This window comes from Amphritea atlantica, from assembly GCF_018860855.1.
Lineage (GTDB): Bacteria > Pseudomonadota > Gammaproteobacteria > Pseudomonadales > Balneatricaceae > Amphritea > Amphritea atlantica_A.
The window spans coordinates 1-25909 of the sequence record NZ_JAHKQE010000034.1 but is presented as its reverse complement, the minus strand read 5'-3'; the positions used below and the strand labels follow the sequence as shown (position 1 = coordinate 25909).

At 48.5% G+C, this 25909-nt stretch carries 22 protein-coding genes and 2 tRNA genes; 3 read left to right on the top strand and 21 right to left on the bottom strand.

Annotation, left to right across the window (positions count from 1 at the left end; all coding sequences use genetic code 11):
• Window positions 1-4 precede the first annotated feature (4 nt).
• Window positions 5-388, bottom strand: coding sequence for a nuclear transport factor 2 family protein (locus tag KO512_RS15435; protein WP_215953250.1), 384 nt, complete (start codon window positions 386-388; stop codon window positions 5-7).
• Between the two features lie 386 nt (window positions 389-774).
• Between KO512_RS15435 and KO512_RS15430 the strand changes: the two genes are divergently transcribed.
• Window positions 775-1125 carry a hypothetical protein gene (locus tag KO512_RS15430; RefSeq protein ID WP_215953249.1) on the top strand — a complete coding sequence of 117 codons (351 nt, stop codon included), beginning with the start codon at window positions 775-777 and terminating at the stop codon, window positions 1123-1125.
• A gap of 4 nt (window positions 1126-1129) precedes the next feature.
• Here the strand turns inward: KO512_RS15430 and KO512_RS15425 are convergent, their stop codons facing one another.
• The 16 genes from KO512_RS15425 to rlmE form a co-directional block, all read right to left on the bottom strand.
• Window positions 1130-1597, bottom strand: coding sequence for a CreA family protein (locus KO512_RS15425; protein WP_215953248.1), 468 nt, complete (start codon window positions 1595-1597; stop codon window positions 1130-1132).
• Between the two features lie 95 nt (window positions 1598-1692).
• Window positions 1693-3795 (bottom strand): polyribonucleotide nucleotidyltransferase, encoded by a 2103-nt coding sequence (gene pnp / locus KO512_RS15420; protein WP_215953247.1) that lies wholly within the window; start codon window positions 3793-3795, stop codon window positions 1693-1695.
• 218 nt (window positions 3796-4013) lie between these two features.
• Entirely contained in the window at window positions 4014-4283 is a 270-nt protein-coding gene (gene rpsO / locus KO512_RS15415; protein WP_126159729.1) for a 30S ribosomal protein S15, read from the bottom strand.
• Between the two features lie 131 nt (window positions 4284-4414).
• Window positions 4415-5371: a tRNA pseudouridine(55) synthase TruB gene (gene truB, locus KO512_RS15410; RefSeq protein ID WP_215953246.1), complete on the bottom strand. Its 957-nt coding sequence runs from the start codon at window positions 5369-5371 to the stop codon at window positions 4415-4417.
• Window positions 5372-5374: 3 nt separating this feature from the next.
• On the bottom strand, window positions 5375-5770 hold the full coding sequence (gene rbfA / locus KO512_RS15405) for a 30S ribosome-binding factor RbfA (RefSeq protein ID WP_215953245.1): 396 nt from the start codon (window positions 5768-5770) through the stop codon (window positions 5375-5377).
• A gap of 20 nt (window positions 5771-5790) precedes the next feature.
• A complete protein-coding gene (gene infB, locus KO512_RS15400; RefSeq protein ID WP_215953244.1) occupies window positions 5791-8376 on the bottom strand; it encodes a translation initiation factor IF-2 in 2586 nt (861 codons plus the stop codon).
• 23 nt (window positions 8377-8399) lie between these two features.
• Window positions 8400-9887: a transcription termination factor NusA gene (gene nusA / locus KO512_RS15395; protein WP_215953243.1), complete on the bottom strand. Its 1488-nt coding sequence runs from the start codon at window positions 9885-9887 to the stop codon at window positions 8400-8402.
• 36 nt (window positions 9888-9923) lie between these two features.
• Window positions 9924-10379, bottom strand: a complete 456-nt coding sequence (gene rimP / locus KO512_RS15390; RefSeq protein ID WP_215953242.1) for a ribosome maturation factor RimP — start codon at window positions 10377-10379, stop codon at window positions 9924-9926.
• 288 nt (window positions 10380-10667) lie between these two features.
• Window positions 10668-10744, bottom strand: a tRNA-Met gene (locus tag KO512_RS15385).
• Window positions 10745-11372: 628 nt separating this feature from the next.
• Window positions 11373-11459: transfer RNA gene (locus tag KO512_RS15380), tRNA-Leu, on the bottom strand.
• Between the two features lie 12 nt (window positions 11460-11471).
• Window positions 11472-11837 carry a preprotein translocase subunit SecG gene (gene secG / locus KO512_RS15375; protein ID WP_215953241.1) on the bottom strand — a complete coding sequence of 122 codons (366 nt, stop codon included), beginning with the start codon at window positions 11835-11837 and terminating at the stop codon, window positions 11472-11474.
• 12 nt (window positions 11838-11849) lie between these two features.
• Complete coding sequence (gene tpiA, locus KO512_RS15370) at window positions 11850-12614, bottom strand: triose-phosphate isomerase (RefSeq protein WP_215953240.1); 765 nt, start codon at window positions 12612-12614, stop codon at window positions 11850-11852.
• Between the two features lie 86 nt (window positions 12615-12700).
• Window positions 12701-14035 (bottom strand): phosphoglucosamine mutase, encoded by a 1335-nt coding sequence (gene glmM, locus KO512_RS15365; RefSeq protein ID WP_215953239.1) that lies wholly within the window; start codon window positions 14033-14035, stop codon window positions 12701-12703.
• Window positions 14028-14912, bottom strand: coding sequence for a dihydropteroate synthase (gene folP / locus KO512_RS15360; protein WP_215953238.1), 885 nt, complete (start codon window positions 14910-14912; stop codon window positions 14028-14030). The genes glmM and folP overlap by 8 nt, the downstream gene beginning before the upstream one ends.
• 65 nt (window positions 14913-14977) lie before the next feature.
• Window positions 14978-16954 (bottom strand): ATP-dependent zinc metalloprotease FtsH, encoded by a 1977-nt coding sequence (gene ftsH, locus KO512_RS15355; protein ID WP_215953237.1) that lies wholly within the window; start codon window positions 16952-16954, stop codon window positions 14978-14980.
• Between the two features lie 89 nt (window positions 16955-17043).
• On the bottom strand, window positions 17044-17676 hold the full coding sequence (gene rlmE, locus KO512_RS15350; RefSeq protein ID WP_252735062.1) for a 23S rRNA (uridine(2552)-2'-O)-methyltransferase RlmE: 633 nt from the start codon (window positions 17674-17676) through the stop codon (window positions 17044-17046).
• A 109-nt stretch (window positions 17677-17785) separates the two neighbouring features.
• Here rlmE and KO512_RS15345 point away from each other — a divergent pair, with 109 nt between their 5' ends.
• A complete protein-coding gene (locus tag KO512_RS15345; protein WP_215953235.1) occupies window positions 17786-18088 on the top strand; it encodes a YhbY family RNA-binding protein in 303 nt (100 codons plus the stop codon).
• Window positions 18089-18150: 62 nt separating this feature from the next.
• Here the strand turns inward: KO512_RS15345 and greA are convergent, their stop codons facing one another.
• From greA to carA, 3 genes are all read right to left on the bottom strand, one after another.
• Entirely contained in the window at window positions 18151-18627 is a 477-nt protein-coding gene (greA, locus tag KO512_RS15340) for a transcription elongation factor GreA (RefSeq protein WP_215953234.1), read from the bottom strand.
• Between the two features lie 11 nt (window positions 18628-18638).
• Window positions 18639-21845, bottom strand: coding sequence for a carbamoyl-phosphate synthase large subunit (carB, locus tag KO512_RS15335; RefSeq protein WP_215953233.1), 3207 nt, complete (start codon window positions 21843-21845; stop codon window positions 18639-18641).
• 88 nt (window positions 21846-21933) lie between these two features.
• Complete coding sequence (gene carA / locus KO512_RS15330; protein WP_215953232.1) at window positions 21934-23067, bottom strand: glutamine-hydrolyzing carbamoyl-phosphate synthase small subunit; 1134 nt, start codon at window positions 23065-23067, stop codon at window positions 21934-21936.
• 274 nt (window positions 23068-23341) lie between these two features.
• Here carA and KO512_RS15325 point away from each other — a divergent pair, with 274 nt between their 5' ends.
• Complete coding sequence (locus KO512_RS15325; RefSeq protein WP_215953231.1) at window positions 23342-25318, top strand: methyl-accepting chemotaxis protein; 1977 nt, start codon at window positions 23342-23344, stop codon at window positions 25316-25318.
• A gap of 272 nt (window positions 25319-25590) precedes the next feature.
• Here the strand turns inward: KO512_RS15325 and KO512_RS15320 are convergent.
• Window positions 25591-25909 (bottom strand): transposase (locus KO512_RS15320; protein WP_215953230.1); only part of this gene is annotated, 319 nt, incomplete at its 5' end.

The following is a 25909-nucleotide window of genomic DNA, read 5'->3' as shown; positions in this document are numbered from 1 at the left end:
TCAATCAATACATCGGATTACCATTTTTAGTGTCAACGGGAACACGCTGTATAGAGTCCCAATGCTCAACGATTTTGCCCTGCTGATCAAAGCGAAAAAAATCCATCGTTACATATTGATCATTACCCGGCCAAATCTGATGGGTATGTAATGCGACGAGACCCTCTTGTGCTATCGCACGCACAAACTCGATGGTTTTATCAGGAAAGTCTCGCGCCATTTCATCAAAATAATCGATAAACCCTTGCTTACCACCCGCAACAACTGGGTTATGTTGGATGTATTCCGCACCAACATAGGTCTCGACCGCTGCACTTGGGTCACCTAAATAGGCTGTCCGATAGAAGGCTATCGCATTGGCTTTGTTTGCCTCTAAATCTTGGATCATTTTAACCGCCAAAATCAACTGAATAGATACGGAGTCGCAAGCATGACCTAGCTTTCAGCCGCATACAATAACAGACAAGCAGAATCAGCAGCGATGTATGAACAATTAGCGTTATGAGTTAAGCCTATTAGGAGACTGACACGCCAAAGCCAAAACAGCGTTACACCAAGCGAATAAATTAACGTTATCCACTGATGTTATCCCCAGCTTTAGCGGCACAAGCCTGTGCATAACATTGGGACAACTACGCTAAGCCTCAGCCCTCGTAGGCTTCAGCCGTTGGGGTAATAAATACACAATAAAAAATAAGCTGATAAAGCTATTGCATTAATAACTCAAATAATCATAATGAGAATCATTATCATTCAAAAAATGGAGAGTTAATAATGAATGGCCTGAGAATTGATGCATGGCTAGAACGCAAAGAACCGGTGATAAAACTACACAGCGGAGTATCTAATCACCTCATTGCCGAATGGCGCGGCAGCGCAGTAACAGAGCTATTTGAACTAGGCATAGTCACCTGCCGAGAACTGTTTTCAAACACCCGTAGCGTACAGCAACAAGCAGCTCACGAACTGCTGCTCAACGCCTGCGCTAACTCTCTCTGTCAACAAAATGGGCCACAGTGCTTTAACTGCATTACCGGACGCCTACTGCGTGCGCTAGCCAAAAGTGATCAGCGGGCTTATCAACCATCCATTGCCGGACTAGAACAATACAAATCAGCCGTATAATCCTCTACTGAGTGGGGATTTGTTGCTGTTGATAAGCTGAAGTTCCCCATAACGGTACCGTAGAAAGGCTGTGTTTAAAGCTGCCATTAATCTCTTTGGTTGAGTATGAAAGATACATTAAGGTCTGTGATTGTGGATCAAAAATACGCCGTACTTTCATGGTTTTGAACAGCACGCTCTTGGATTTTCGAAACACCACCTCGCCATCCTTTGAGCGATCAATGGCGGCAATCATCTGCGCTGTAATCGGCCCCGTTTGACGACAAGCAATCGATGAATCACTGGGGTCCGCAAAATCCAGATCTGCTTCAATGCTGGCAATATGACAAGTAACACCGGTGACGACCGGATCTACCAGCACATTCAGTTTAATATCTTTAGTGGTTAGTAATCCAAGCGATACATCGCCAACCTCATCACCGCCACAACCGGCTAGCCATAAAACAGACACTATCGTTATCAATCTTTTCATATTAATCCTCGGCAATAAAGATTGCCCTAATGTAAACCAAGCAGACACAAAAAAGCCCTGCATCGGCAGGGCTTTTTCAATCACTTAATGAGTGTTTATTCTACAGACTCATCTTGTTCTAGATCACGCATGGTCAACTTGATACGGCCACGTGGATCGACTTCCATCACTTTAACTTTAACGGTGTCGTCCATCTTGATGTAATCGGTCACTTTCTCAATACGCTTGTTAGCAATTTGAGAGATGTGAACCAGACCATCTTTACCCGGCAGGATGTTTACAAACGCGCCGAACTCTTCCAGACGTACAACCTTACCTTCGTAGATTTTACCTACTTCAGCTTCAGCAGTGATTTCACGTACTTTATCCACAGCGGCTTTCGCTGCTGCTTTATCGGCTGCGTAGATACGAACTGTACCGTTATCTTCGATATCGATAGTCGCGCCAGTCTGCTCAGTTAGAGCACGGATGGTTGCACCACCCTTACCGATCACGTCGCGGATCTTCTCAGGATTGATTTCCAACAGCGTCATGGCAGGTGCGTTGTCCGGCAGTTCTGGACGTGCATAACCAATCACTTTAGCCATCTCTTTCAGGATGTGAGCACGGGCTTCATAAGCCTGCTCAAGCGCGATATCCATGATCTCTTCGGTAATACCGGTGATCTTGATATCCATCTGCAATGCAGTAACACCTGCTTCAGTACCGGCTACTTTAAAGTCCATGTCACCCAGATGATCTTCATCACCTAGGATATCGGTCAGCACGGTGAAACGCTCGCCTTCCTTAACCAGACCCATTGCGATACCCGCAACCGGCGCTTTCAATGGAACACCAGCATCCATCATAGACAGAGACGCACCACAAACAGACGCCATAGAGCTTGAACCGTTAGATTCAGTGATCTCAGACACGATACGGATAGTGTACGGGAACTCTTCCTGTGTCGGCAGAACAGCAGCAACACTACGACGAGCCAGACGACCGTGACCAATCTCACGACGACCAGTAGAACCCATACGGCCCGCTTCACCTACAGAGTAAGGAGGGAAGTTGTAGTGCAGCATGAATGGATCGCGGCGTTCACCTTCGATCGCATCGATGATTTGTGAATCACGCGCAGTACCCAGCGTACAGGTAGCGATCGCCTGAGTTTCACCACGGGTAAACAGTGCAGAACCGTGTGTACCGCTCAGTACGTCAACTTCAACATCAATACCGCGAACAGTTTTGCTGTCACGGCCATCGATACGTGGCTGACCATCAAGGATACGACCCCGAACAATCTCTTTTTCCAGTGATTTGAAGATACCAGAGACTTCACCGGCAGAAGGTTGACCCTCTTCACCACACAGCGCTTCAATCACTTTACTACGTGCTTGACCCAGAGCGTTTTGACGCTCCATTTTGTCAGCCGTTTGGTAAGCAGCGTTGATATCTTCACCGACAACACCGCGAACCTGTTCGATCAGTGCTTCGTTCTTCGCTTCTGGTGCATATTCCCAACGAGGCTTACCGGCTTCAGCAACCAGTTCGTTGATCGCAGTGATCGCCACTTGCATCTGCTGATGAGCGAAAACAACCGCGCCTAGCATTTCGTCTTCAGATAGTTCCTGAGCCTCAGACTCAACCATCAGAACTGCATCAGATGTACCCGCAACCACCATGTCGAGCATAGAGGTTTGCAGTTCTTCGTAAGTTGGGTTCAGCGAGTAACCTTCCGCTTCGGTGTAACCGACACGTGCGCCACCGATTGGCCCCTGGAATGGAATTCCAGAGATCGACAATGCAGCAGAAGTACCGATCATCGCAGCGATATCAGGATCGTTGATCTTATCCGCAGACATAACCGTACAGATAACCTGTACTTCATTCATGTAGCCCTTAGGGAACAGCGGGCGGATAGGACGGTCGATCAGGCGAGACGTCAGCGTTTCTTTTTCAGACGGACGCGCTTCACGCTTAAAGAAACCACCTGGGATACGGCCGACAGCGTAGTATTTTTCTTGATAATGAACTGACAGTGGGAAGAAATCCTGACCTTCGCGGGCTGATTTAGCACCCACAACGGTACATAACACCTGTACACCACCCATGGTAACCAGCACAGCACCACTCGCTTGGCGGGCAACGCGGCCCGTTTCAAGAGTGACTTCATGCTTGCCGTATTGGAATGTCTTAGTAATTGCTTGTGGCACGATACAATTCCTTATCTTTATGCAAAACAAAAAAATGTCTGTGCAACGTCACACCGGCCTCTTTATAGCCAGTACTCTGCTGGGCTCTGAATAGAGTCAGAACACACCAGAGTACAGGCTGGTTGGTGTAAAACGTAGTACAGACGCATATAGAGATCTCTATTTTAGCAGACCTTAAAAAGCACCGGGGCCATCAAAGATGACCCCGGAACATTATCTTAACGACGCAGGCCGAGACGCTTGATCAGATCAGCGTAACGAGTTACATCTTTCTTCTTCAAGTAATCCAGCAGCTTACGACGCTGGTTTACCATGCGGATCAGACCGCGACGAGAATGGTGGTCATGGATGTGACCTTTAAAGTGAGATTGCAGACCAACGATGTTGTGAGTCAGCAGTGCAACCTGAACTTCAGGAGAACCTGTATCGCCTTCAACGCGTGCGTATTCAGCAACGATCTCAGCTTTCTTTTCAACAGATAATGCCATTTTAAATAACTCCAAAATTAATATGCACACCACAGATATAAGTGTGGTGGATTAATAGTCGCGTTGTACCGAGCATATTATCAGTTCAACGTCATATCGCCCGTGCCGCCGAAGCCGCACAGACATATCAATTATATATCCTGAGTATTCATCAAGCGACGAGGCAGTAACTGCCCATACACATCGATCTCGCCAATACCCAGAAATTTATCACTGGCGCTGTCGCGAATGCGCACCAAAGGCTCTACATCAAAGGCTTCAAGCATCACCCGTTGACCATTACATAGGGCACGGGTTTGGCTATCAGACAACAACACCTCAGGTGTATCCGCGACCGGACTCCAAGAGGGTAATAATAGCGCATCCAAAGACATTTGTATGTCTTCTAAAGTCGCATCACTACCCAGATCAGCCACCCTTTGTTCTAGCTCAGCCAATGGCATCATCGCCTCAGCTTTATAGGGGCCAGAATCAAGCCGGCGGAGCATTTTAACATGTGCACCGCAGCCTAGCATCTCGCCCATATCCTGAACAATTGAGCGGATATAGGTGCCCTTGCTACAACGAATATCCAGATCGACTTCATCACCACGAAAGTCCAGTAGCTCGATGCTAAAGACCGTTACTTCGCGACTTTTAACTTCAACCTGAATGCCTTGACGTGCCAGCTTATAGAGCGGTTGCCCATTATGCTTAAGCGCCGAAAACATTGACGGCACTTGGGTGATTAAGCCGGTAAACTCCCGTTGCAACAGCTCATCAATCTGCGCTGCGCTGAGGTTCTCCGGCAGAGGCCGCTCTTCAACCACCTCACCATCCGCATCGCTGGTATCGGTTCTTTGACCCAGTTTAGCGGTGGTAATGTAGCGTTTATCCGCATTCAGCAGGAACTGGGAAAACTTAGTCGCTTCACCAAAGCAAAGCGGCAGCATCCCAGTCGCCAGTGGATCCAATGCCCCGGTATGGCCAGCCTTAGCCGCACCATAGATCCGTTTTATAATTTGCAACGCCCGGTTTGACGACATTCCACCCGGTTTATCAAGCAGAAAAATACCATTGACCGACCGGCCTTTTGCCCGTCTTGCCAAAGGTTATTCCTCGTCGTCCTGAGCGTGCTGACCATCTTCCCGAGTCGCTTTAATAATCAGGTCGTTCAGACGGCGGCCACGGTCCACACTTTCATCAAAGTGAAAACGTAATTGCGGCATCACCCGCAGTTTGATCTTGCTGGACAGCTGTCCACGTAGGAAACCGGATGCACTGTTAAGAACCTTAAGGGATTCTGTCACTGCAGTGGCTTCATCTTTACCACCCATCGCCATGACGGTGATGTAGATATCAGCATAGCCAAGATCTTTAGCGATCTTGACGTAGCTGATTGTCACCATGCCTAAGCGGGGGTCTTTAATTTCACGCTGGATCAACTGAGCCAGGTCCTTTTGGACCTGGTCAGATATCCGCTGTGTACGACTAAATTCTCTTGCCATAATAGCCTGTCAAAACACTCTTAAAGGGTACGCTGAACTTCAATGGTATCGAAGACTTCGATCTGATCGCCGACCTTCACATCATTGTAGTTCTTAACGCCGATACCGCATTCCATGCCCTGACGAACTTCAGCCACGTTATCTTTAAAGCGACGCAGAGATTCCAGCTCACCTTCATAGATAACCACGTTTTCACGCAGAACCCGGATACGTTTGTTACGGAATACAGATCCTTCAGTGACCATACAACCAGCAACTGCGCCAATCTTCGGTGCACGGAAGACATCACGAACCTCAGCAATACCAACAATCTGCTCTTTAAACTCAGGAGACAGCAGACCCGTCATCGCCAACTTAACATCATCGATGATATCGTAGATAACGCTGTAGTAACGAAGTTCGATACCTTCACGCTCAACGATAGCACGCGCCTGCGCATCCGCACGGACGTTAAAGCCGATCATGATTGAGCTAGAGGCAACCGCCAAGTTAGCATCGGTTTCAGCAATACCACCGACACCGCCGGAGACTACATTAACCTTAACTTCGTCTGTGCTCAGGTCCATCAACGAACTCGTGAGTGCTTCTAGAGAACCACGTACGTCCGCTTTAAGGATGATATTAAGTGTTTTAACATCGCCCGCTTGCATGTTCTCGAACAAGTTCTCAAGTTTCGCCTGCTGCTGACGCTGCAGTTTGATTTCACGGTATTTACCCTGACGGAACAACGCCACTTCACGGGCTTTCTTCTCGTTAGAGACAACAGTGAATTCATCACCTGCACCCGGCGTACCATCTAAACCTAGAATCTCGACCGGAATAGAAGGTCCAGCGGTTTTAACCGGCTTACCGTTTTCATCGAGCATCGCCCGCACACGGCCATACTGCAGTCCAGCCAGAACGATATCACCCTGTTTCAAGGTACCATTCTGAACCAACAGTGTTGCCACAGGACCACGCCCTTTATCCAGACGGGATTCAACCACCACACCACGACCCGGCGCTTCAGGAATCGCTTTTAGTTCGAGCAACTCTGCTTGCATCAAGACCGCATCAAGCAGCGCATCAATACCTTCACCGGTTTTAGCTGAAACGTTGACGAACTGAACGTCACCGCCCCACTCTTCCGGCAAGACATCCCGCTGCGCCAATTCGTTTTTAACACGTTCTGGATCAGCGTCTTCTTTATCGATTTTGTTAACCGCAATAACCAATGGCACGCCAGCAGATTTTGCATGGTTAACCGCTTCTTCGGTCTGAGGCATAACACCGTCATCCGCCGCGACAACCAGAATAACGATATCGGTCAACTGTGCACCACGGGCACGCATCGCCGTAAAGGCTGCGTGTCCCGGTGTATCCAAGAAGCTAACCATACCATGGCCAGTTTCAACGTGATAAGCACCGATATGCTGGGTAATACCACCGGACTCACCCGCGGCAACACGAGTTTTACGAATATAATCCAGCAGTGATGTTTTACCGTGGTCAACGTGACCCATAACGGTAACGACTGGCGCACGCTCAACCTGTTCACCAGCAATCTCTTCTGCAGCACCCGCGCTTTCGATCAACTGATCTTCAACGGTGTTAGCCTGCATCGCAACAGCGGTGTGACCCATCTCTTCAACAACCAGAGTGGCAGTGTCCTGATCAATCACAGAGTTGATGGTCGCCATCGCCCCCATTTTGAACATGACTTTAATCACATCAGCCGCCTTAACGGACATTTTCTTCGCCAATTCAGCCACGGTAATGGATTCAGGAATCCCAACTTCATGGATAACCGGCGCAGTAGGACGCTCGAACGCTTGTACGTTTGAGCTGGTCATGCCGCGTTGAACTGGCTTACCGCGACGATTACCATCACGACCACCTGGTTTACGGGACAGGCGCTTATCGCCACCTTTACGACCCGCTGCAGGTTTATCCTGGCTACGGAAGTTTTTCTCCCGTGCTGGCTTACGATCCTGCTTCGGTGCATTTGGATTAGCATTAGCAGGCGCAGCAGCATTTGCTGGGGCGGCGCCAGAACGAGGTGCCGCTGCTTTTTTCGCTGCAGGTTTTGCCATTGACGGCTTAGATACGGCCGCTTTTGGTTCAGACGGTTTACCTGAATTAGCCGGCTTAGCTGTACTCGTTTCACGGGCCGCTTTCGCTTTCGCTTCTTGTTCAGCTTTCACACGTGCTTCTTCACGCTGTTTCTCTTGCGCCGCCTGAAGTTCAGCATCCCGGCGGGCTTGGACATCTAGCTCCGCCTGAAGATTGTTAACTTTTGCGTTAGCGGTGGATGTTTCTTCAACATCCGCACGTTTAACATAGGTGCGTTTTTTACGCACTTCTACGTTGATAGTTTTCTTACCTGCAGCACCAGACACTTTAAGTTGGCTGGTTGTTTTACGCTTAAGCGTAATCTTCTTAGGTTCGCCATCGGATTTTTCACCGTGGCTACGCTTAAGATGGTTTAGCAGCTTTTGACGTTCATCTTCTGTTACGGAAGCAACTTCATTTTTTCCTGCAATACCTGCTTCTTTCATCTGCGTAAGCAAACGATCAACGGGAACGCCAACTACTTCGGCTAGCTGTTTTACTGTGACTTCTGCCATCTGGGTTTATCTCCTCCGTTGACTTATTCTTCGTCCGCAAACCATGGGGCGCGCGCAGTCATAATTAGCGCTGCAGCCTTGTCTTTATCCAGCTCTTTAACGTCAAGCAGGTCTTCAACTGCTTGTTCAGCTAGATCTTCCATGGTCACGATACCTTTACTAGCCAGAACATAGGCCAGGTGACGCTCCATACCATCCATTTCCAGCAGGTCTTGAGCAGGCTCAACATTCAGCGCCTCTTCATTGGCCAGCTCGAGGTTGAGCAGAGCATCTTTCGCGCGGGTGCGCAGTTCATCAACAATCTCTTCATCGAAACCTTCGATTTCGAGCATTTCATCTGCCGGTACGTAAGCAACCTCTTCCAGCGAGGTAAAGCCTTCGTCTACCAATATTCCAGCAATATCATCATCAACATCCAAGTGCTTAACAAACAGCTCAAGGATGGATCCGGTTTCAGACTGTTGCTTTTCAGCCGCGTCTTCTTCGGTCATAACATTCAGTTTCCAGCCCGTCAGTTCAGACGCTAGGCGAACATTCTGTCCACTACGGCCAATCGCCATTGGCAAGTTTTCTTCGGCCACTGCAACATCCATCGAACGGGAATCTTCATCCACGACAATCGATGCAACTTCAGCTGGAGACATGGCATTGATGACCAACTGTGCAGGGTTATCATCCCAAAGAATGATATCGACACGTTCGCCACTCAGTTCATTAGACACCGCCTGAACCCGTGCGCCACGCATACCTACACAGGCACCAACAGGATCGATACGACCATCATTGGTTTTAACAGCGATCTTAGCCCGAGAACCTGGATCACGAGATGCCGCACGAATCTCAATAACTTCTTCTGAGATTTCAGGCACTTCAATGCGGAACAGTTCAATCAGCATCTCAGGACAGCTACGGCTCATCGCAAGCTGTGGGCCACGTCCTTCGGTGCGAATTTCATTCAGTACGGCACGAACTCGATCGCCCATGCGGTAAGTTTCCCGCGGCAACAACTGATCACGGGGTAAAACAGCTTCAGCGTTATTACCCAAATCAATAATAATGTTGTCCCGTGTCACTTTCTTGACGGTACCCGAGATAAGTTCGCCTAAACGGCTGCTGTATTGAGCAACAACTTTAGCGCGTTCCGCTTCCCGTACTTTTTGCACAATAACCTGTTTAGCGGTTTGAGCAGCAATACGGCCAAACTTAACGGATTCAACCTCTTCTTCATGGATGTCGCCTGGCTGCAAGCTGGTATCAATCTCTTCAGCCTCTTGCATTGTCAGCTCGGTACCCAACAAAGGAACACCTTCATTGCTTACCACAGCCCAGCGACGAAATGTTTGGTAATCACCGGTAGCTCGGTCGATTACAACACGGATATCCGCTTCCTCGTCATAGCGCTTCTTTGTCGCTGTTGCCAACGCCAATTCAATCGCTTCAAAGATGACCTCTTTAGAAACGTCTTTCTCGTTAGATACTGCTTCTGCAACCAGTAGAATTTCTTTATTCATACAACTGCCCCAACCTCAAAATTCAATTCTTTACGCTCAGAACTGAGGAACTATGTTTGCTTTTTCAATATGGTCAATCGGTAACAGGTATTCTTCCTGATCGACAACCAGCACAATATCTTCATCCTCAAAGCCTTTCAGGACGCCTTTAAACCGGCGGCGACCATCAAATGGCATTCGCAATTTCACCTGCAAAACATGCCCGACAAACGCCTTGTACTGTTCCAGCGTAAACAGCGGGCGATCCATCCCCGGCGAGGACACTTCTAATGTATATTCTCCGCTAATCGGATCTTCCACATCCAGAATACCGCTCACCTGACGACTCACATTGGCGCAATCATCGACACCGATACCATTTTCAGCATCGATATAGATCCGCAGCATACTGTGACGCCCCTGAGATACCATTTCGATACCCCATAACTGATAACCGAGAGCCACCACGGATGGCTCAATCAGTTCCTGTAACACACTCAACTTTGCTGACACGCAAAAACCTCTAAACCTACTTTTTAGGCAAACAAAAAATGGGTCAAAGACCCATTCCACATACGACCTCTGGGCCGCAAGTACGAAAAAGCCCCTAAAAAGGGGCCAATCAACGTACTACTTGATCGACAATTTCAGATCCATCACTGATTGAACAGTCTTCTGAAATTGGTAGCGGGAACCCTTCCCGAAGGATATAGACTGACAGGCAAGCTATACCTGATCAGATTCCTTATAACCTTCAAGAGTTCGTAATAAAACTCTTGTTTCTGATTGACCATTAAAAAATGGTAGCGGGGGCCAGATTTGAACTGACGACCTTCGGGTTATGAGCCCGACGAGCTACCAGGCTGCTCCACCCCGCATCAGAAATCGGGGTGAATTATACTCCCGCTACCATTCTAGTTCAAGGACAGCTTGTACTGATTACCCAACAAACAGTGAAAAGCCGTTATCACCACTCAAAAAAGAACAACAGCCAACTCGAACACCAACCGGAAGGGCTAGAAACAACAAGTACGACTCTGCCAAGGCATAAACAAAAAACACTTACGGCCTTTCTTTAAACAGGGTGCTGACAATGCGCTCTTCATTGGGCGAAGAAGCCTGCGACGGCGGCCCGAAGGACTTCATCGCAGATAAACCAACGCGGGACGATAGTCCCGCCAAGGCATAGACGAAAAAAACTTACAGCCTTTCTTTAAACAGTGTGCCGACAATGCGCTCTTCATTGGGCGAAGGAGTCTGCGACGGCGGTCCGAAGGACTTCATCGCAGATGAACCAACGCGGGACCATAGCCCCGCCAAGGCATAGACGAAAAAAAGCGTTCTAGAGCGCTTCTTTAAACAAGGTGCCGACTATGCGCTCTTCATTGGGCGCAGGAGCCTGCGACGGCGGTCCGAAGGACTTCATCGCAGATGAACCAACGCGGGACGATAGTCCCGCCAAGGCATAGACGAAAAAAAAGCGCTCATAGAGCGCTTCTTTAAATATGGTGCCGAAGGCGGGACTTGAACCCGCACGACCATTAGGTCACCACCCCCTCAAGATGGCGTGTCTACCAATTCCACCACTTCGGCATAAAACGAGGTTTACTCTGCAGGCGGTACGTCCGCATCACCTGTAGGTAACTTTTGCTCTTCCAAAACAGGCACTTGATCAACCTGCTCTGCGGCACTTTGAATCAGCGCAGCAGAAGGAATACCTGCATCATTCACTGAAACTGCCTTATCTTTTGCATATACCGCCAACACAAAGCTGGTAATAAATAAACCGGTTGCAATAATCGCAGTCATACGACTCAGGAATGAACCAGATCCCTGACTACCAAATACTGTCTGAGATGCACCTGCACCAAACGAAGCACCGGCTTCAGCGCCTTTACCCTGCTGCAATAACACCAGAGCAATAATGGCAACAGCCAGCAGAACATGTACAGCAAGAACCAGAGTTTCCATCTATTTTTCCACTTACTTACGACTCTCTGTCGCCGCAGCGCAGATCGTCAGGAATTCGTCAGCTTTCAGCGATGCGCCACCAATCAAACCACCATCAATATCCTGTTGAGCCAAAAGCTCAGCTGCATTGCCAGCATTCATACTGCCGCCATACAAAATTGATAGCTGATCAGCGATGTCAGCATCACGTTCAGCAAGTTGCGCACGGATAGCAGCATGTACTTCCTGCGCCTGCTCTGGGGTTGCTGTCAAACCTGTACCAATAGCCCAGACAGGTTCGTATGCAATTACCACAGAGGCAAAACCTTTAACACCCACTCGCTGCAATACTGGATCTATCTGCGCAGCAACCAACTTTAGCGTCTCACCCGCTTCACGCTGCTCCAGAGTTTCACCAACACAGAGTATTGGAATCAATCCTGCCGCTAGTGTTGCCGCTACTTTATCGGCCACATCACTATTTGTCTCAGCAAACAGGCTACGCCGCTCAGAATGACCAAGGATAACATACTCACATCCTAGATCTTGCAGCATCGCCAACGAACATTCACCGGTAAAAGCACCTGCTGGCTGCGAAGAAACATTTTGCGCACCCAATGCGATCGGCGCATCACCCAATAACTGCTTAACCTGAGACAGATAGACAGCAGGCGGACAGACTAATGTCACCAGCCCATCAACAGCAGGCACACCTGCGGTGAGGCTTTCCAGCAACGTCTTGATCGACTCACTGGTTCCGTTCATCTTCCAATTTCCGGCGACTATCGTCTTACGCATGAGTTCCCCTCTGTGCAAAGCGGCGCACATAGTAACGAGTTTCCTGATAAGTTACAAGCAACTAGCGCGCACAAAATGATAAAAATTCAGAGTGCTTGTCGCACAACCTCGGCTAACTCCTGACACAAGGCCTCAACCCAAGCCTCATCATCCCCTTCCACCATCACTCGTACTAACGGCTCAGTGCCCGAAGGACGTAATAATACCCGTCCACGATCACCTAAGCGAGACTCAATATCAGTTACAGCCAATTGCACGTCAGGCAGCGAAAGTACGTCGACTTTGCTAGTCAAACGCACATTAATCATTGTTTGCGGCATTTTACCCATCGCCGATTTAAGCACATGTAATGAACTCCCCTCATCGGTAACCGCTTTCAGCACCTGCAGTGCCGCAACGATACCATCCCCAGTTGAGGTCAACTGACGACAGATCAGATGACCTGACGATTCGCCGCCGAGAAACCAATCATTAGCAATCATCTGCTCCAATACATAGCGATCGCCAACCTGCGCCCGGATGAAAGGAACACCCGCTTGTTTCAGCCCCTGCTCTAAGCCGAAGTTACTCATCAGAGTGCCTACCACACCACCATTAAGCTGATTTTTTTTGTATTGGGCCATCGCTATGATAAACAGCAACTCATCCCCGTCGACTTGCTGGCCTAGGTGATCAACCATAATAAGGCGATCACCATCTCCATCCAGTGCAATCCCCAGATCAGCCTGCTGCTCAACAGCCGTTTGCTGCAGCAACGCAGTCGAGGTTGCACCACAAGCTTCATTAATATTAATACCATCGGGTGATGAGCCAATCTCAACCACTAACGCGCCCAACTCACGAAACACTTTAGGCGCTATATGATAGGTAGCACCATTGGCACAATCGACTACAATTTTCAGGTCTTTGAGACTGAGATCACCCGAGACCGTGCCTTTGCAAAATTCGATATAACGCCCTGCGGCGTCCTCAATTCTTCGCGCCTTACCCAACTCAGCGGCATCCACCGTCGTCATCGCCATATCCATCTGCGCTTCAATCGCATGCTCAATGGCATCTGGCAGCTTAGTACCCTGCTCAGAGAAAAACTTAATCCCATTATCGTAATAAGGGTTGTGTGATGCACTGATAACGATGCCCGCATTACACCTAAAGGTACGTGTTAGATAAGCAATCGCAGGTGTCGGCATAGGTCCAAGTAACAACACATCAACACCAGCCGCCGATAACCCCGCCTCCAGTGCTGACTCAAACATATAGCCAGAGATTCGCGTGTCTTTACCAATGATAATCTTACTACGCCCTTCCCGAGCAAAGACTTTCCCTGCCGCCCAACCCAGCTTCAACATAAAGTCTGGAGTGATCGGCGCCGTGCCAACTTTGCCGCGAATACCATCCGTGCCAAAATACCGCTTAGTCATTATCAACCTTCCTTTCATTCAAGATCGCTTCGGTCATCCGCACCACGTCGACTGTTTCTTTGACATCATGAACCCTGAAAATATGGCCGCCCTGCTGCACGCCGATCGCGACGGTCGCTAAACCACCGGCTAAACGCTGATCCACTGATCGATTCAGTACATGATCCAGCATACTTTTACGCGACGTGCCCACAAGCAAAGGTAGATCAAACTTAAGCAGTTGGCGCAAATTATTAAGCAGACGCAGATTATGCTCTACCGTTTTACCAAAACCGAAACCTGGATCCAAAATAATCTGATCACTTGTTATACCCGCGCTGTGACAAGCCTCAATGCGCTGTTGCAAAAAGTGGCTGACATCATCCAATACATCGTCATATTCTGGCGCATTCTGCATCGTTGCTGGGCTACCCTGCATATGCATAAGACAGACGGGCAAACCGGTCGCTACGGCTGCCTCTAATGCCCCTTCACGACCTAAAGCACGGACATCGTTAATTAGGCCTGCGCCTAAGAAAGCCGCCTCAGTGATAACTTCTGGCGTACTGGTATCCACCGAGATAATAACATCCAACTCTGCATTGATTCTTTCCACTACCGGCAGAACTCGATCCAACTCCTCCTGCAACGAGACCGCAGCCGCACCTGGACGAGTTGACTCACCACCAATATCAATAATCGCAGCGCCATCAAGAACCATCTGCCTTGCTCGCTCAACCGCCTGATCGACACAGAGATTACGAGTCTCATACAGCGTGCCGCCATCAGAGAATGAATCGGGAGTGACATTCACAATCCCCATTACTTGAGGACGACTTAAATCAAGGGTATGGGAACCAAAACGGTAGCTAGATAAATCGATCACTGCAGAGCCCATCGCAGACAGATTATTAAAAAAGCCGGTCAGAGACCGGCCTTATGGCATTACATCAAATCAATGGATCAACGCGGAGTTTGATCCGGCGCATCAGTGTCAGCATCTGAATCAGATGACGGCTTGTCATCATCTTTAGCCTCATTCTGATGCTCCTCATTGAGTTCGAACTCTTCTTCTTTCGCAGCGGCAGCTTCTTCTTCAGCAGCTTTAGAATCGGATTCCTGCCAGCCTTCTGGCGGGCTAACTGGCTTACGCGCCATTAGCTCATCCAACTGCTTGCTATCGATGGTTTCATACTTCAACAGCGCTTCAGTCATCGCATCAAGAATATCGCGATTATCCTCCAGCATTTTATAAGCTTTAGCGTAACACTCATCGATAATCTTACGGGTTTCAGCATCGATTTTACGCTGCACCTCTTCAGACATCACTTTACTTGGCTGCCCATAACCCCGGTTAAACGGATCCTGTTCTTCATCATCATACAGGATAGGGCCAAGCTCATCGGTCAAGCCCCAGCGAGACACCATGTTACGTGCCAGGCTAGTTGCCCGCTGAATATCGTTAGATGCACCAGTGGTCACACCATCTTTACCCAAGGTCATCTCTTCAGCAATACGGCCACCATATAGGCTGCAGATATTGGAGATTAGCAACTTACGGCTATGACTGTAACGATCTTCTTCCGGCAGGAACATGGTGACACCCAACGCCCGTCCACGAGGAATAATCGATACTTTATAAACTGGGTCATGCTCAGGCATCAAGCGACCAACAATCGCATGACCGGATTCATGGTAAGCAGTATTCCGGCGTTCTTCATACGACATAACCATCGATTTACGCTCAGCGCCCATCATGATTTTATCTTTAGCGCGCTCAAACTGTTCCATCCCGACAGTCCGCTTACCGGAGCGAGCAGCAAACAGTGCCGCCTCGTTCACCAAGTTAGCTAGATCGGCACCAGAAAAGCCTGGCGTACCACGGGAGATGAGATCAGGTTTAACATCATCACCCAGCGGCACTTTACGCATATGCACTTTCAAGATCTGCTCACGACCTCGAATATCAGGCAAGCCAACATGTACTTGACGGTCAAAACGGCCCGGACGCAACAATGCAGGGTCAAGTACATCAGGTCGGTTAGTCGCTGCAATCACGATAACGCCCTCCGTACCTTCAAAACCATCCATCTCAACCAGCAACTGGTTCAACGTCTGCTCACGCTCATCATTACCACCACCCATACCAACACCACGGTGACGACCTACGGCATCGATCTCATCAATAAAGATGATACAAGGCGCATTTTTCTTCGCCTGCTCAAACATATCCCGTACTCGGGATGCACCGACACCGACAAACATCTCCACAAAATCAGAACCAGAGATGGTGAAGAACGGCACTTTTGCTTCACCCGCAATCGCTTTCGCCAAGAGAGTTTTACCGGTACCTGGGCTACCAGACATCAACACGCCACGGGGAATATGCCCACCTAGCCGCTGGAATTTGCCCGGGTCGCGCAGATAATCCACTAATTCTTTAACTTCTTCTTTAGCTTCTTCTACGCCAGCCACATCATCAAAGGTGGTTTTAATCTGATCTTCGCTCATCATTCTGGCTTTAGACTTACCAAATGACATCGGGCCGCCTTTACCGCCCCCACCACCTTGCATCTGCCGCATAAAGAACATAAAGATGGCCAGAATGATCAAGATTGGGAAGCTAGCAACCAATAACTGAGTCCAGACACTCTGCTTTTCAGGCTGTTTGCCTTCGATAACCACTTTGTGGTTATACAGGTCATCTACCAGTTTAGGATCCTGTAGGGCAGGACGCACTGTCGAAAAGTGCTCGCCGTTGAGTCGCTCGCCTTCAATAGTATAACCATCAATAACAACACGCCGAACCTGATCACTCTTCACCGCGCTGATAAACTCAGAGTAATTGAGGTTCTGCGAGGTGTCTTCGCTGTTAAAATTATTGAAAACGGTTAACAGCACTGCTGCGATAACCAGCCACAGTACTAAATTCTTTGCCATATCGTTCAAAGGAAAACCCTCTGTTTTCTCAAAATTAGTGTCCGTCCGAAAACAAACAAAGCTACAGTACTTATACCGTGTTGACTATATCAAGGACGAAAATTTCGTCCAATCAAATAGACTTCACGCGAACGGGCCCTCGATGAGTCCGGCTTACGGGTATATACCTTAGTAAAGCTGCTGCGCATATCGTTCATATATTCGTCAAATCCTTCACCCTGAAAAACTTTGGCGACAAAATCACCTCCGGGCTTCAAAACCTGACGAGCCATATCCAACGCCAACTCTACAAGATACATCGCCGCCGGCTGATCAACAGCATTCATACCACTCATATTGGGGGCCATGTCGGAAATTACAAGGTCTGCTAACGTATCTCCTAATGTTTCTAAGATTTCGTTGAGCACAGACTCCTCAGTAAAATCGCCCTGAACAAACTGCACACCGGGTAATGGATCCATTGGCAGGATGTCCGACGAAACCACCCGACCTTCATCACCCACCAGTTCTGCCGCCACCTGAGACCACCCTCCAGGCGCAGCACCAAGATCCATCAACGTCATGCCTGGGAGAATTAGTTTATCTTTTTCATTCAATTCCAGCAGCTTAAAACTTGCTCTGGAGCGATATCCAAGTTCTCTGGATTTCTTTACATACTGATCGTCGAAGTGTTCTTGCAGCCAACGACCGCTGCTTTTTGATCTTGCCACCAACAACCCCATTGGAATTTGAGTCAATGTCTACTTTCTGCACACTAACTCAGGTAAAATCGGTTAATTATGATTCTGAGCGGGTCTTCCGCTCCAAAATTCAAAGGTCAAGTATTTTAGTATGAGCTTAACCCCTACGCAAAAGAAGCAGTTCCGAACTATCGGTCACGGCCTCAACCCAATCATCACTGTTGCCGGTAATGGCCTGAGTGAAAATATTCTCCTGGAAGCTGATCGCGCTTTAGAAGACCACGAACTGATCAAAATTAAATTTGCCGTGGGCGACCGCGAGACAAAGAAACAACTGATCAGTGAAATGGCTAAGATCGTAGAAGCCACCATCGTTCAAGAGATCGGTAATGTCGCCCTGCTCTATCGGGCGGCAAAAACCCCAGACCCTAAGCTATCTAACCTGCTACGTTAATCTAGCCGGAACAGATCAACAACAAAAAACCGCCGTAAGGCGGTTTTTTTTATCCTACAGGGTCAAATATGATGAACCCGATCAATTTCATATTCAACACCGCCACCGGGGGTCTGAACAACCGCCACATCGCCCTCTTCCTTGCCGATTAATGCGCGGGCAATAGGGGAACTGATCGAGATTTTTCCACCTTTAATATTGGCCTCATCATCGCCAACAATCTGGTAAGTGACCGTTTCATCGGTATCCAGATTGAGTAGTTCAACAGTAGTACCAAAGATAACTTTGCCGGTGTGCGGAATCTGCGTGACATCAATTACCTGAGCCGAACCCAGTTTGCCTTCCAGCTCCTGAATCCGTCCCTCGATAAACCCCTGCTGCTCACGTGCCGCATGGTATTCCGCATTTTCTTTCAGGTCGCCATGTTCACGGGCTTCAGCGATAGAAGCAATTACAGTTGGGCGCTGAACGGTTTTCAGATCGTCCAGTTCTTCCCGCAATGCTTTTTCACCACCCACGGTCATTGGAAACTTTTGCATAATACTATTCCTTAATGAAGATCTTGCAGACGGCGGACAACTTTCTCTTCGCCATACTGCATCGCTTTTGTCATCGCTTCAGCACCCGCCAGCGTCGTGCTATACGGCACTTTATGCTGCAGGGCGGATCGACGAATCTCAGCAGAATCTGCAATCGCCTTACGTCCTTCCGTGGTGTTGATAACGTAAACAATTTCGTCGTTTTTCAACATATCGACAACATTTGGCCGACCTTCCATCACTTTATTGACGATCTGGACATCCAGCCCATCCTGTTTCAATAAGTCAGCAGTGCCACGGGTAGCGACTAGCGTAAAGCCTAGACCAACCAGATCACGGGCAACTGGCAGCACATTATGCTTATCAACATCACGTACAGAGATAAATGCTTTACCGGTTGCTGGCATTTTTTCACCGGCACCCAACTGAGCTTTCATAAAGGCTTCGCCAAAGGTTTCGCCGACCCCCATCACTTCACCAGTCGATTTCATTTCTGGTGAAAGAATCGGGTCAACTCCCTGGAATTTATTGAACGGGAACACCGCTTCTTTAACATTAAACAGTGTTGGCACGATCTCTTGGGTAAAGCCGATCTCTTTCAGCGTTCGGCCAGTCATCACCTGTGCACCAATCTTCGCTAGGGACACACCGATACACTTAGACACAAAAGGAACGGTACGAGAAGCACGCGGGTTCACTTCGATGACATACACTTCACCGTCCTGATAGGCCAGCTGAGTATTCATCAGACCGATTACACCCAACTCCAGTGCCATTTTACGCACCATGTCACGCATCTTGTCCTGCAGCTCAGCTGACAGGCTGTAAGGCGGCAAAGAACAGGCGGAATCACCGGAGTGAACACCGGCTTGTTCGATATGCTGCATAATGGCGCCGATAACCACGGTTTCACCATCACAAACAGCATCAATATCGACTTCAATCGCAGCATTCAGGAAGTGATCCAATAATACTGGCGCATCGTGAGAGACCTTAACCGCAGAGGTCATGTATTGACGCAGTTCAGACTCTTTATAAACGATCTCCATCGCCCGACCACCCAAGACATAAGATGGACGCACGACCAGCGGATATCCTAGCTTATCAGCTTCAATCACCGCTTCTTCCAATGACCGTACTGTAGCGTTTTCAGGCTGCTTCAGTCCTAGACGCTTAAGCATCTGCTGGAACTGTTCACGATCTTCCGCACGGTCGATCGCTTCTGGCGAAGTACCAATAATCGGCACACCCGCTTGCTCTAGCGCCAAGGCCAATTTCAATGGTGTTTGACCACCGTACTGAACGATGACCCCTTTAGGCTTCTCGACATGCACAATTTCCAGCACATCTTCCAAAGTGATCGGCTCAAAATAGAGGCGATCGGAGGTATCGTAATCGGTTGAAACGGTTTCGGGGTTACAGTTAACCATAATGGTTTCGTAACCCTCTTCCCGAGCCGCCAAAGCCGCATGTACACAGCAGTAGTCAAATTCGATACCCTGACCAATACGGTTAGGACCACCGCCGATAACCATAATCTTTTCACGATCAGACGGATTCGCCTCGCACTCTTCCTCGTAGGTTGAGTACATATAAGCCGTATCGGTAGAAAATTCAGCCGCACAGGTATCAACACGCTTAAACACCGGACGGATATTCAATTTATGACGCTGCTTGCGCACCTGTTTCTCAGACACACCCAGCAACACTGCTAAACGAGTATCAGAAAAGCCCTTGCGTTTCAGGCGATAAAGTTCGGTCGCATCTAACTCAGACAGAGTCATTTCAGACACCCGCAGCTCATCTTTGATCAGATCTTCAACCTGAACCAAGAACCATGGATCAATACCGGAGAGCTCGTACAGCTCTTCAACGGACATCCCCAAGCGGAATCCATCCCCCAGATACCAAATTCGCTCAGCACCCGGCTGTTTCATCTCACGGACGATTTCAGCACGGGCATCTTCACTTTTCAGATCGACGATAGGATCGAGTCCAGACGCACCGACCTCGAGGCCACGCAACGCTTTCTGCAGAGATTCTTGCTGCGTACGGCCAATCGCCATCACTTCACCCACAGACTTCATCTGCGTGGTCAGGCGGTCATTCGCTTGCGGGAATTTCTCGAAAGTGAAACGTGGAATCTTCGTAACAACATAGTCGATTGCCGGCTCAAAGGAAGCAGGTGTAGCACCGCCTGTGATGTCGTTCTGCAACTCATCAAGGGTGTAACCAATCGCCAACTTCGCTGCGACTTTAGCAATCGGGAAGCCAGTCGCTTTAGAAGCCAAAGCAGATGAACGAGATACCCGTGGATTCATCTCAATGATGACAAATCGACCGGTTTCGGGGCACTGACCAAACTGTACGTTTGAACCACCGGTTTCAACGCCGATTTCACGCAATACCGCCAAAGAAGCATCACGCATCCACTGATATTCTTTATCGGTCAGGGTCTGTGCTGGAGCCACCGTAATAGAGTCACCAGTGTGCACACCCATCGCATCAAAGTTTTCGATTGAGCAGATAATGATGCAGTTATCGTTTTTGTCACGAACCACCTCCATCTCATACTCTTTCCAACCGATCAAAGACTCATCGATCAACAACTCACTGGTTGGCGACAGGTCGAGACCACGTTCGCAAATCTCAATAAACTCATCTTTGTTATAAGCAATACCGCCGCCGGTGCCGCCCATGGTGAAAGAGGGGCGAATAATACAAGGGAAACCGAGCTGAGACTGAACCTGCAACGCCTCTTCCATGCTGTGAGCAATCGCAGCACGAGGGCATTCCAAGCCGATTGATTTCATCGCCTTATCAAACCGATCACGGTCTTCCGCTTTATCAATGGTATCGGCGTTAGCACCAATCATCTCTACGCCAAACTGCTCAAGCACGCCTTCGCGTTCGAGATCGAGGGCGCAGTTCAATGCGGTCTGGCCACCCATCGTTGGCAGCAGCGCATCAGGGCGCTCCTGCTCAATGATTTTAGCAACCGTTTTCCACTGAATCGGCTCGATGTAAGTGGCATCAGCCATCGATGGATCCGTCATGATGGTGGCTGGATTAGAGTTAACCAGAATGACGCGATAGCCCTCTTCTCGCAGAGCTTTACAGGCCTGGGCACCGGAGTAATCAAACTCGCAGGCCTGACCGATAACGATAGGACCCGCACCGAGGATCAGAATACTTTGTATGTCCGTACGTTTTGGCATGTGTAAACAACCGATCGAAAATTTAATTCTTTAAAAACTACCCGGAGATATCTCACGGGCAGTACGTATTGATCTTAAATCAGGCCCGTTAAGCCTTACGCGCTTCAATGTCGCGAATAAAGCGATCAAACAGTGGCGCAACGTCGCGAGGGCCAGGGCTTGCTTCAGGGTGTCCCTGAAAACTAAAGGCCGCGCGATCTGTTCGCTCAATACCCTGTAGCGACCCATCAAACAACGATTTATGAGTCGCCCGTAACGTCGACGGCAAGGTATCTTCATCGACCGCAAAACCATGGTTTTGGCTGGTAATCATAACCTGCTTACTGTTTAGGTCCTGTACTGGGTGGTTTGCACCATGATGACCAAACTTCATCTTCATCGTCTGAGCACCGGACGCCAACGCAAGCAACTGATGACCCAAGCAGATCCCAAACACAGGCAGATCGGTCTTACAGATCGCTTGAATGGCATCAATAGCATAGTCGCAAGGCTCTGGATCCCCAGGGCCGTTCGATAGGAAAACACCATCAGGATTCAACGCCAAAACGTCAGCCGCCGTGGTTTTCGCCGGTACAACCGTCAAGCGACAGCCACGTTCAACCAGCATCCGCAGAATATTACGTTTAACGCCAAAATCGTAGGCTACAACATGGTGTGGGAGCTCGGCTTCTGCACGCTCTTGATGCCCATTAACAGGGTGCCAAGTCGTTGATGTCCACGGATAGGCGGCGTCAGTCGTAACCTCTTTTGCCAAATCCATTCCTTTCAAGCCCGGAAAGGCTTTAGCTGCGGCAAGTGCTTTATCTTCATCGATATCGCCAGCCATCACACAGCCGCTCAGCGAGCCTTTTTCACGTAAAATTCGAGTCAGACGACGGGTATCAATATCCGCAATACCGACAATATTATTCGCTTTCAGGTATTCATCCAGGTTCTGCTCACTACGCCAGTTGCTGGCTACTAGTGGCAGATCGCGGATCACAAGACCTGCAACCCATGATTGAGAGGACTCTTCATCCTCTTTATTGGTTCCCACGTTACCGATGTGTGGATAGGTCAGGGTCACAATCTGACGGCAGTACGATGGATCCGTCAGAATCTCCTGATAACCAGTCATGGAAGTATTAAATACGACTTCTCCGCTGGACTGGCCATCCGCGCCAATCGCTACTCCCCGGAAGATACTGCCGTCCTCAAGGGCCAGAATGGCTGGTCTTGTCAAAATTAACCTCCCCGCTTCGTGCGAAAATCTAAACAGAATTAATAAACTGTAAGTTGCAAAAAAGCGAGGTAGAACAAAATGCCCACCTCGCTTTTTTATAGAGAATTCTTATTGCGCATATCTAGGATGCAAATCGGCGATATTTTAATCCATCTCGTCTAGCTTGTCTATGTAACCCGACCTCCCATTATGAGTATCTGCAGAAAACACTGAAACACGCCTGTAACAAAAAAGACATATAAATAACCCCTTTAAACATTCGATGCTGTAAACGATGAAAATATCTCAGATAAATGTAATGGCCGGCGCAACGCTACTCCTCGTTGTTATCGTTATGGCTAGCTTAATGCTCTGGTCCCTTGACCGGTTAAATAATAGTTTCGATCAAACCCGAAACTATCAACAACTTCAGGAGGAAATAGATACCCAAGTAACCCGCCCAACCTTGACCTACTTGAGTTCAGGTGATGCCTCTTTGTTAAGCGAGATTGACAGTGCACTCACTCGGTTAATACATGAGGATTCACGAGTCAAAGCGTTAACCGATAGGCAGATGCCTGCTGTACAGAACACGCTCATAGAGCTACAAACAGCCGCTCTTCTCAAACTACGCGCCGCCGGTAAACTACGCCAACCACAAGAACTGTTAATTAATAATGAACGTGAACTACTCGGCAACCTCAGCCAACTGAACGATTACGCCCTCGAAGGGGGCCAACAACAAGCGGTATTGCAGCAACGCTACGCAACAATTTTGGCAAAAATAAACCCGGTTATCGCTGAACTAGCCCACAGTCGGCAACACTTTTTTTCCGCTGCACAACCCAACAAATCGAACATTGATCACCGTCTAACTGCACTAGCCGCGATGGCGGATGAATTAACCTCGCTCCCTCGCTTTGGCATTTATGAAGCAACTGACAACGACGATACGCTTGGCGCATTACTTGGCAATGCTATAGATGACACAGAACGCCCTAAGGATGAAGTTGGCGATCTATATATCCAAGAGCTAAATACCCTTGTTAAACGTTACAACAAAGAATTCATCAATATCGAAAAGATCTATGCGCGCAGAGCCGACACCATAAAGACAACCACAACACTTATTGATCAACTCAATAACCGGCTACAGGAAAACCAAAACCGCTTACAAAAGCACCATGACGTGACAGCCCACCTGGTCAATATCTTATTAATTATTAGCCTATCACTCATCACGATCATCGGACTGGTAATGAGTATTCTTAACACCAAGCTTAGTCGCGTTATTAGCGCAACCTGCCAACAACTGGACGCCTTGGCTAAGGGACGCTTAACTGACAACAACCCCCAAGCAAGCCGTATCATCGAAATTGAGATTCTTAACAACTCCATCGATAGCCTACGAAACTACTTCACTACCTTGATCGAAAAAATCAATACCGAAAGCAGAACCCTTGACCAACTGGGTAAAAACTTGAACCAAAGTGCTGACACACTCACCCACATAGTAACCAAACAACAACATTCAACGGAACAAACCTCGGTACAAATACAACAGCTCAGTTGCTCATATCAGGAAGTTGCCGAAAACGCAGTTAAAACATCAGCCGCCACCCGAAGCGCGACCGAGACAGCGATTCACGGCGTAACCGAAATGCAAAATACCAGTGAAAGTATCCGTCAACTTGAAGCAGAAACCGACGCCACCAACATAACACTCCAACAACTAAAAGATGATGGTAAAGAGATTGGCTCGGCGCTGCATGTTATCCAAAACTTTGCCGAACAAACCAACTTACTCGCCCTGAACGCTGCCATTGAAGCCGCTCGGGCGGGTGATAGTGGCCGCGGATTTGCAGTTGTCGCCGATGAAGTACGCTCCCTTGCACTCAACACGGCAAAGGCAGCAGACAATATCGGTTTAATTATAAAAAAGCTAAATGGCGCCATCGACCAAATGTCCGAGAAAATCGAGCTACAAGCAGGACATGTACATAATACCGTGACACTCGCTGAAAATGCTCGTCACAGCGTTGAGCAGATCCGCTTATCGATTAGTGAAATCGATAGCATGAGCAGCATGATCGCCTCAGCAACAGAAGAACAATCGGCGGTCACCAATCAAATTTCAGAAGTAATCAACATGACTCTCGCCTACTCTCAAGAATCGGCACTGGAAGCTAAAAATAATAAACAACATGCCCACCAAATTGACCATACAAGTAATGGCTTGATGCAACTACTGCAGCAGTTCTCTCAGAAATAGTAACAGTTAAACTATATTTACTAAGATCATGCAGAAGAACTTTTTGATAAAGCATAAGCAATGACAGAACTGTCTTTATTGCTAACGGGGCCTCACGTGTGGCAATTTACAGCGACTTAGTTCAATCTATGACTAGTTGCACGTCACCTGTATTAATTGCTGACTCCACAGCTCTGGCAACCGTACTAAGGCGGTCGAACATACGCCTCTTAACCAATCGCCGCAGGACCTCCCGTAGATACCATCTCTCACCACCGGGTTCAAACAGTTTTTTAAGCTGTTTGAACCTGGAATTCACTTTGGTTCTTAACCACGCCAAAACATATCTGAACCAGCTTTCTCATTGCCGCTCCTAAAGCGGACATTTTCGCTTTACCCGCCGCCAGTAGTCGCTCATATTGCCTTCGAATATCCGGATTATGCTGCTTGGCTGATACTGTCGCCATATAGAGCTTGGCTCTCAGATGTGAGGGGCCTGTTTTGCTCAAAGCTGTATACCCCTTGATCTTTCCTGACTCCTTCAGCTTCGGGATTAGCCCCATATAGGCCGCGACCTGTTTTGCCGTTTTAAATCGCTTCGCAGCAAATAGA

Coding starts and splice junctions, on each gene's coding strand:
- KO512_RS15435 (WP_215953250.1), bottom strand. CDS start 388: ATGATCCAAGATTTAGAGGCAAACAAAGCCAATGCGATAGCCTTCTAT.
- KO512_RS15430 (WP_215953249.1), top strand. CDS start 775: ATGAATGGCCTGAGAATTGATGCATGGCTAGAACGCAAAGAACCGGTG.
- KO512_RS15425 (WP_215953248.1), bottom strand. CDS start 1,597: ATGAAAAGATTGATAACGATAGTGTCTGTTTTATGGCTAGCCGGTTGT.
- rpsO (WP_126159729.1), bottom strand. CDS start 4,283: ATGGCATTATCTGTTGAAAAGAAAGCTGAGATCGTTGCTGAATACGCA.
- rbfA (WP_215953245.1), bottom strand. CDS start 5,770: ATGGCAAGAGAATTTAGTCGTACACAGCGGATATCTGACCAGGTCCAA.
- infB (WP_215953244.1), bottom strand. CDS start 8,376: ATGGCAGAAGTCACAGTAAAACAGCTAGCCGAAGTAGTTGGCGTTCCC.
- nusA (WP_215953243.1), bottom strand. CDS start 9,887: ATGAATAAAGAAATTCTACTGGTTGCAGAAGCAGTATCTAACGAGAAA.
- secG (WP_215953241.1), bottom strand. CDS start 11,837: ATGGAAACTCTGGTTCTTGCTGTACATGTTCTGCTGGCTGTTGCCATT.
- tpiA (WP_215953240.1), bottom strand. CDS start 12,614: ATGCGTAAGACGATAGTCGCCGGAAATTGGAAGATGAACGGAACCAGT.
- glmM (WP_215953239.1), bottom strand. CDS start 14,035: ATGACTAAGCGGTATTTTGGCACGGATGGTATTCGCGGCAAAGTTGGC.
- folP (WP_215953238.1), bottom strand. CDS start 14,912: ATGGGCTCTGCAGTGATCGATTTATCTAGCTACCGTTTTGGTTCCCAT.
- ftsH (WP_215953237.1), bottom strand. CDS start 16,954: ATGGCAAAGAATTTAGTACTGTGGCTGGTTATCGCAGCAGTGCTGTTA.
- rlmE (WP_252735062.1), bottom strand. CDS start 17,676: ATGGGGTTGTTGGTGGCAAGATCAAAAAGCAGCGGTCGTTGGCTGCAA.
- KO512_RS15345 (WP_215953235.1), top strand. CDS start 17,786: ATGAGCTTAACCCCTACGCAAAAGAAGCAGTTCCGAACTATCGGTCAC.
- greA (WP_215953234.1), bottom strand. CDS start 18,627: ATGCAAAAGTTTCCAATGACCGTGGGTGGTGAAAAAGCATTGCGGGAA.
- carB (WP_215953233.1), bottom strand. CDS start 21,845: ATGCCAAAACGTACGGACATACAAAGTATTCTGATCCTCGGTGCGGGT.
- KO512_RS15325 (WP_215953231.1), top strand. CDS start 23,342: ATGAAAATATCTCAGATAAATGTAATGGCCGGCGCAACGCTACTCCTC.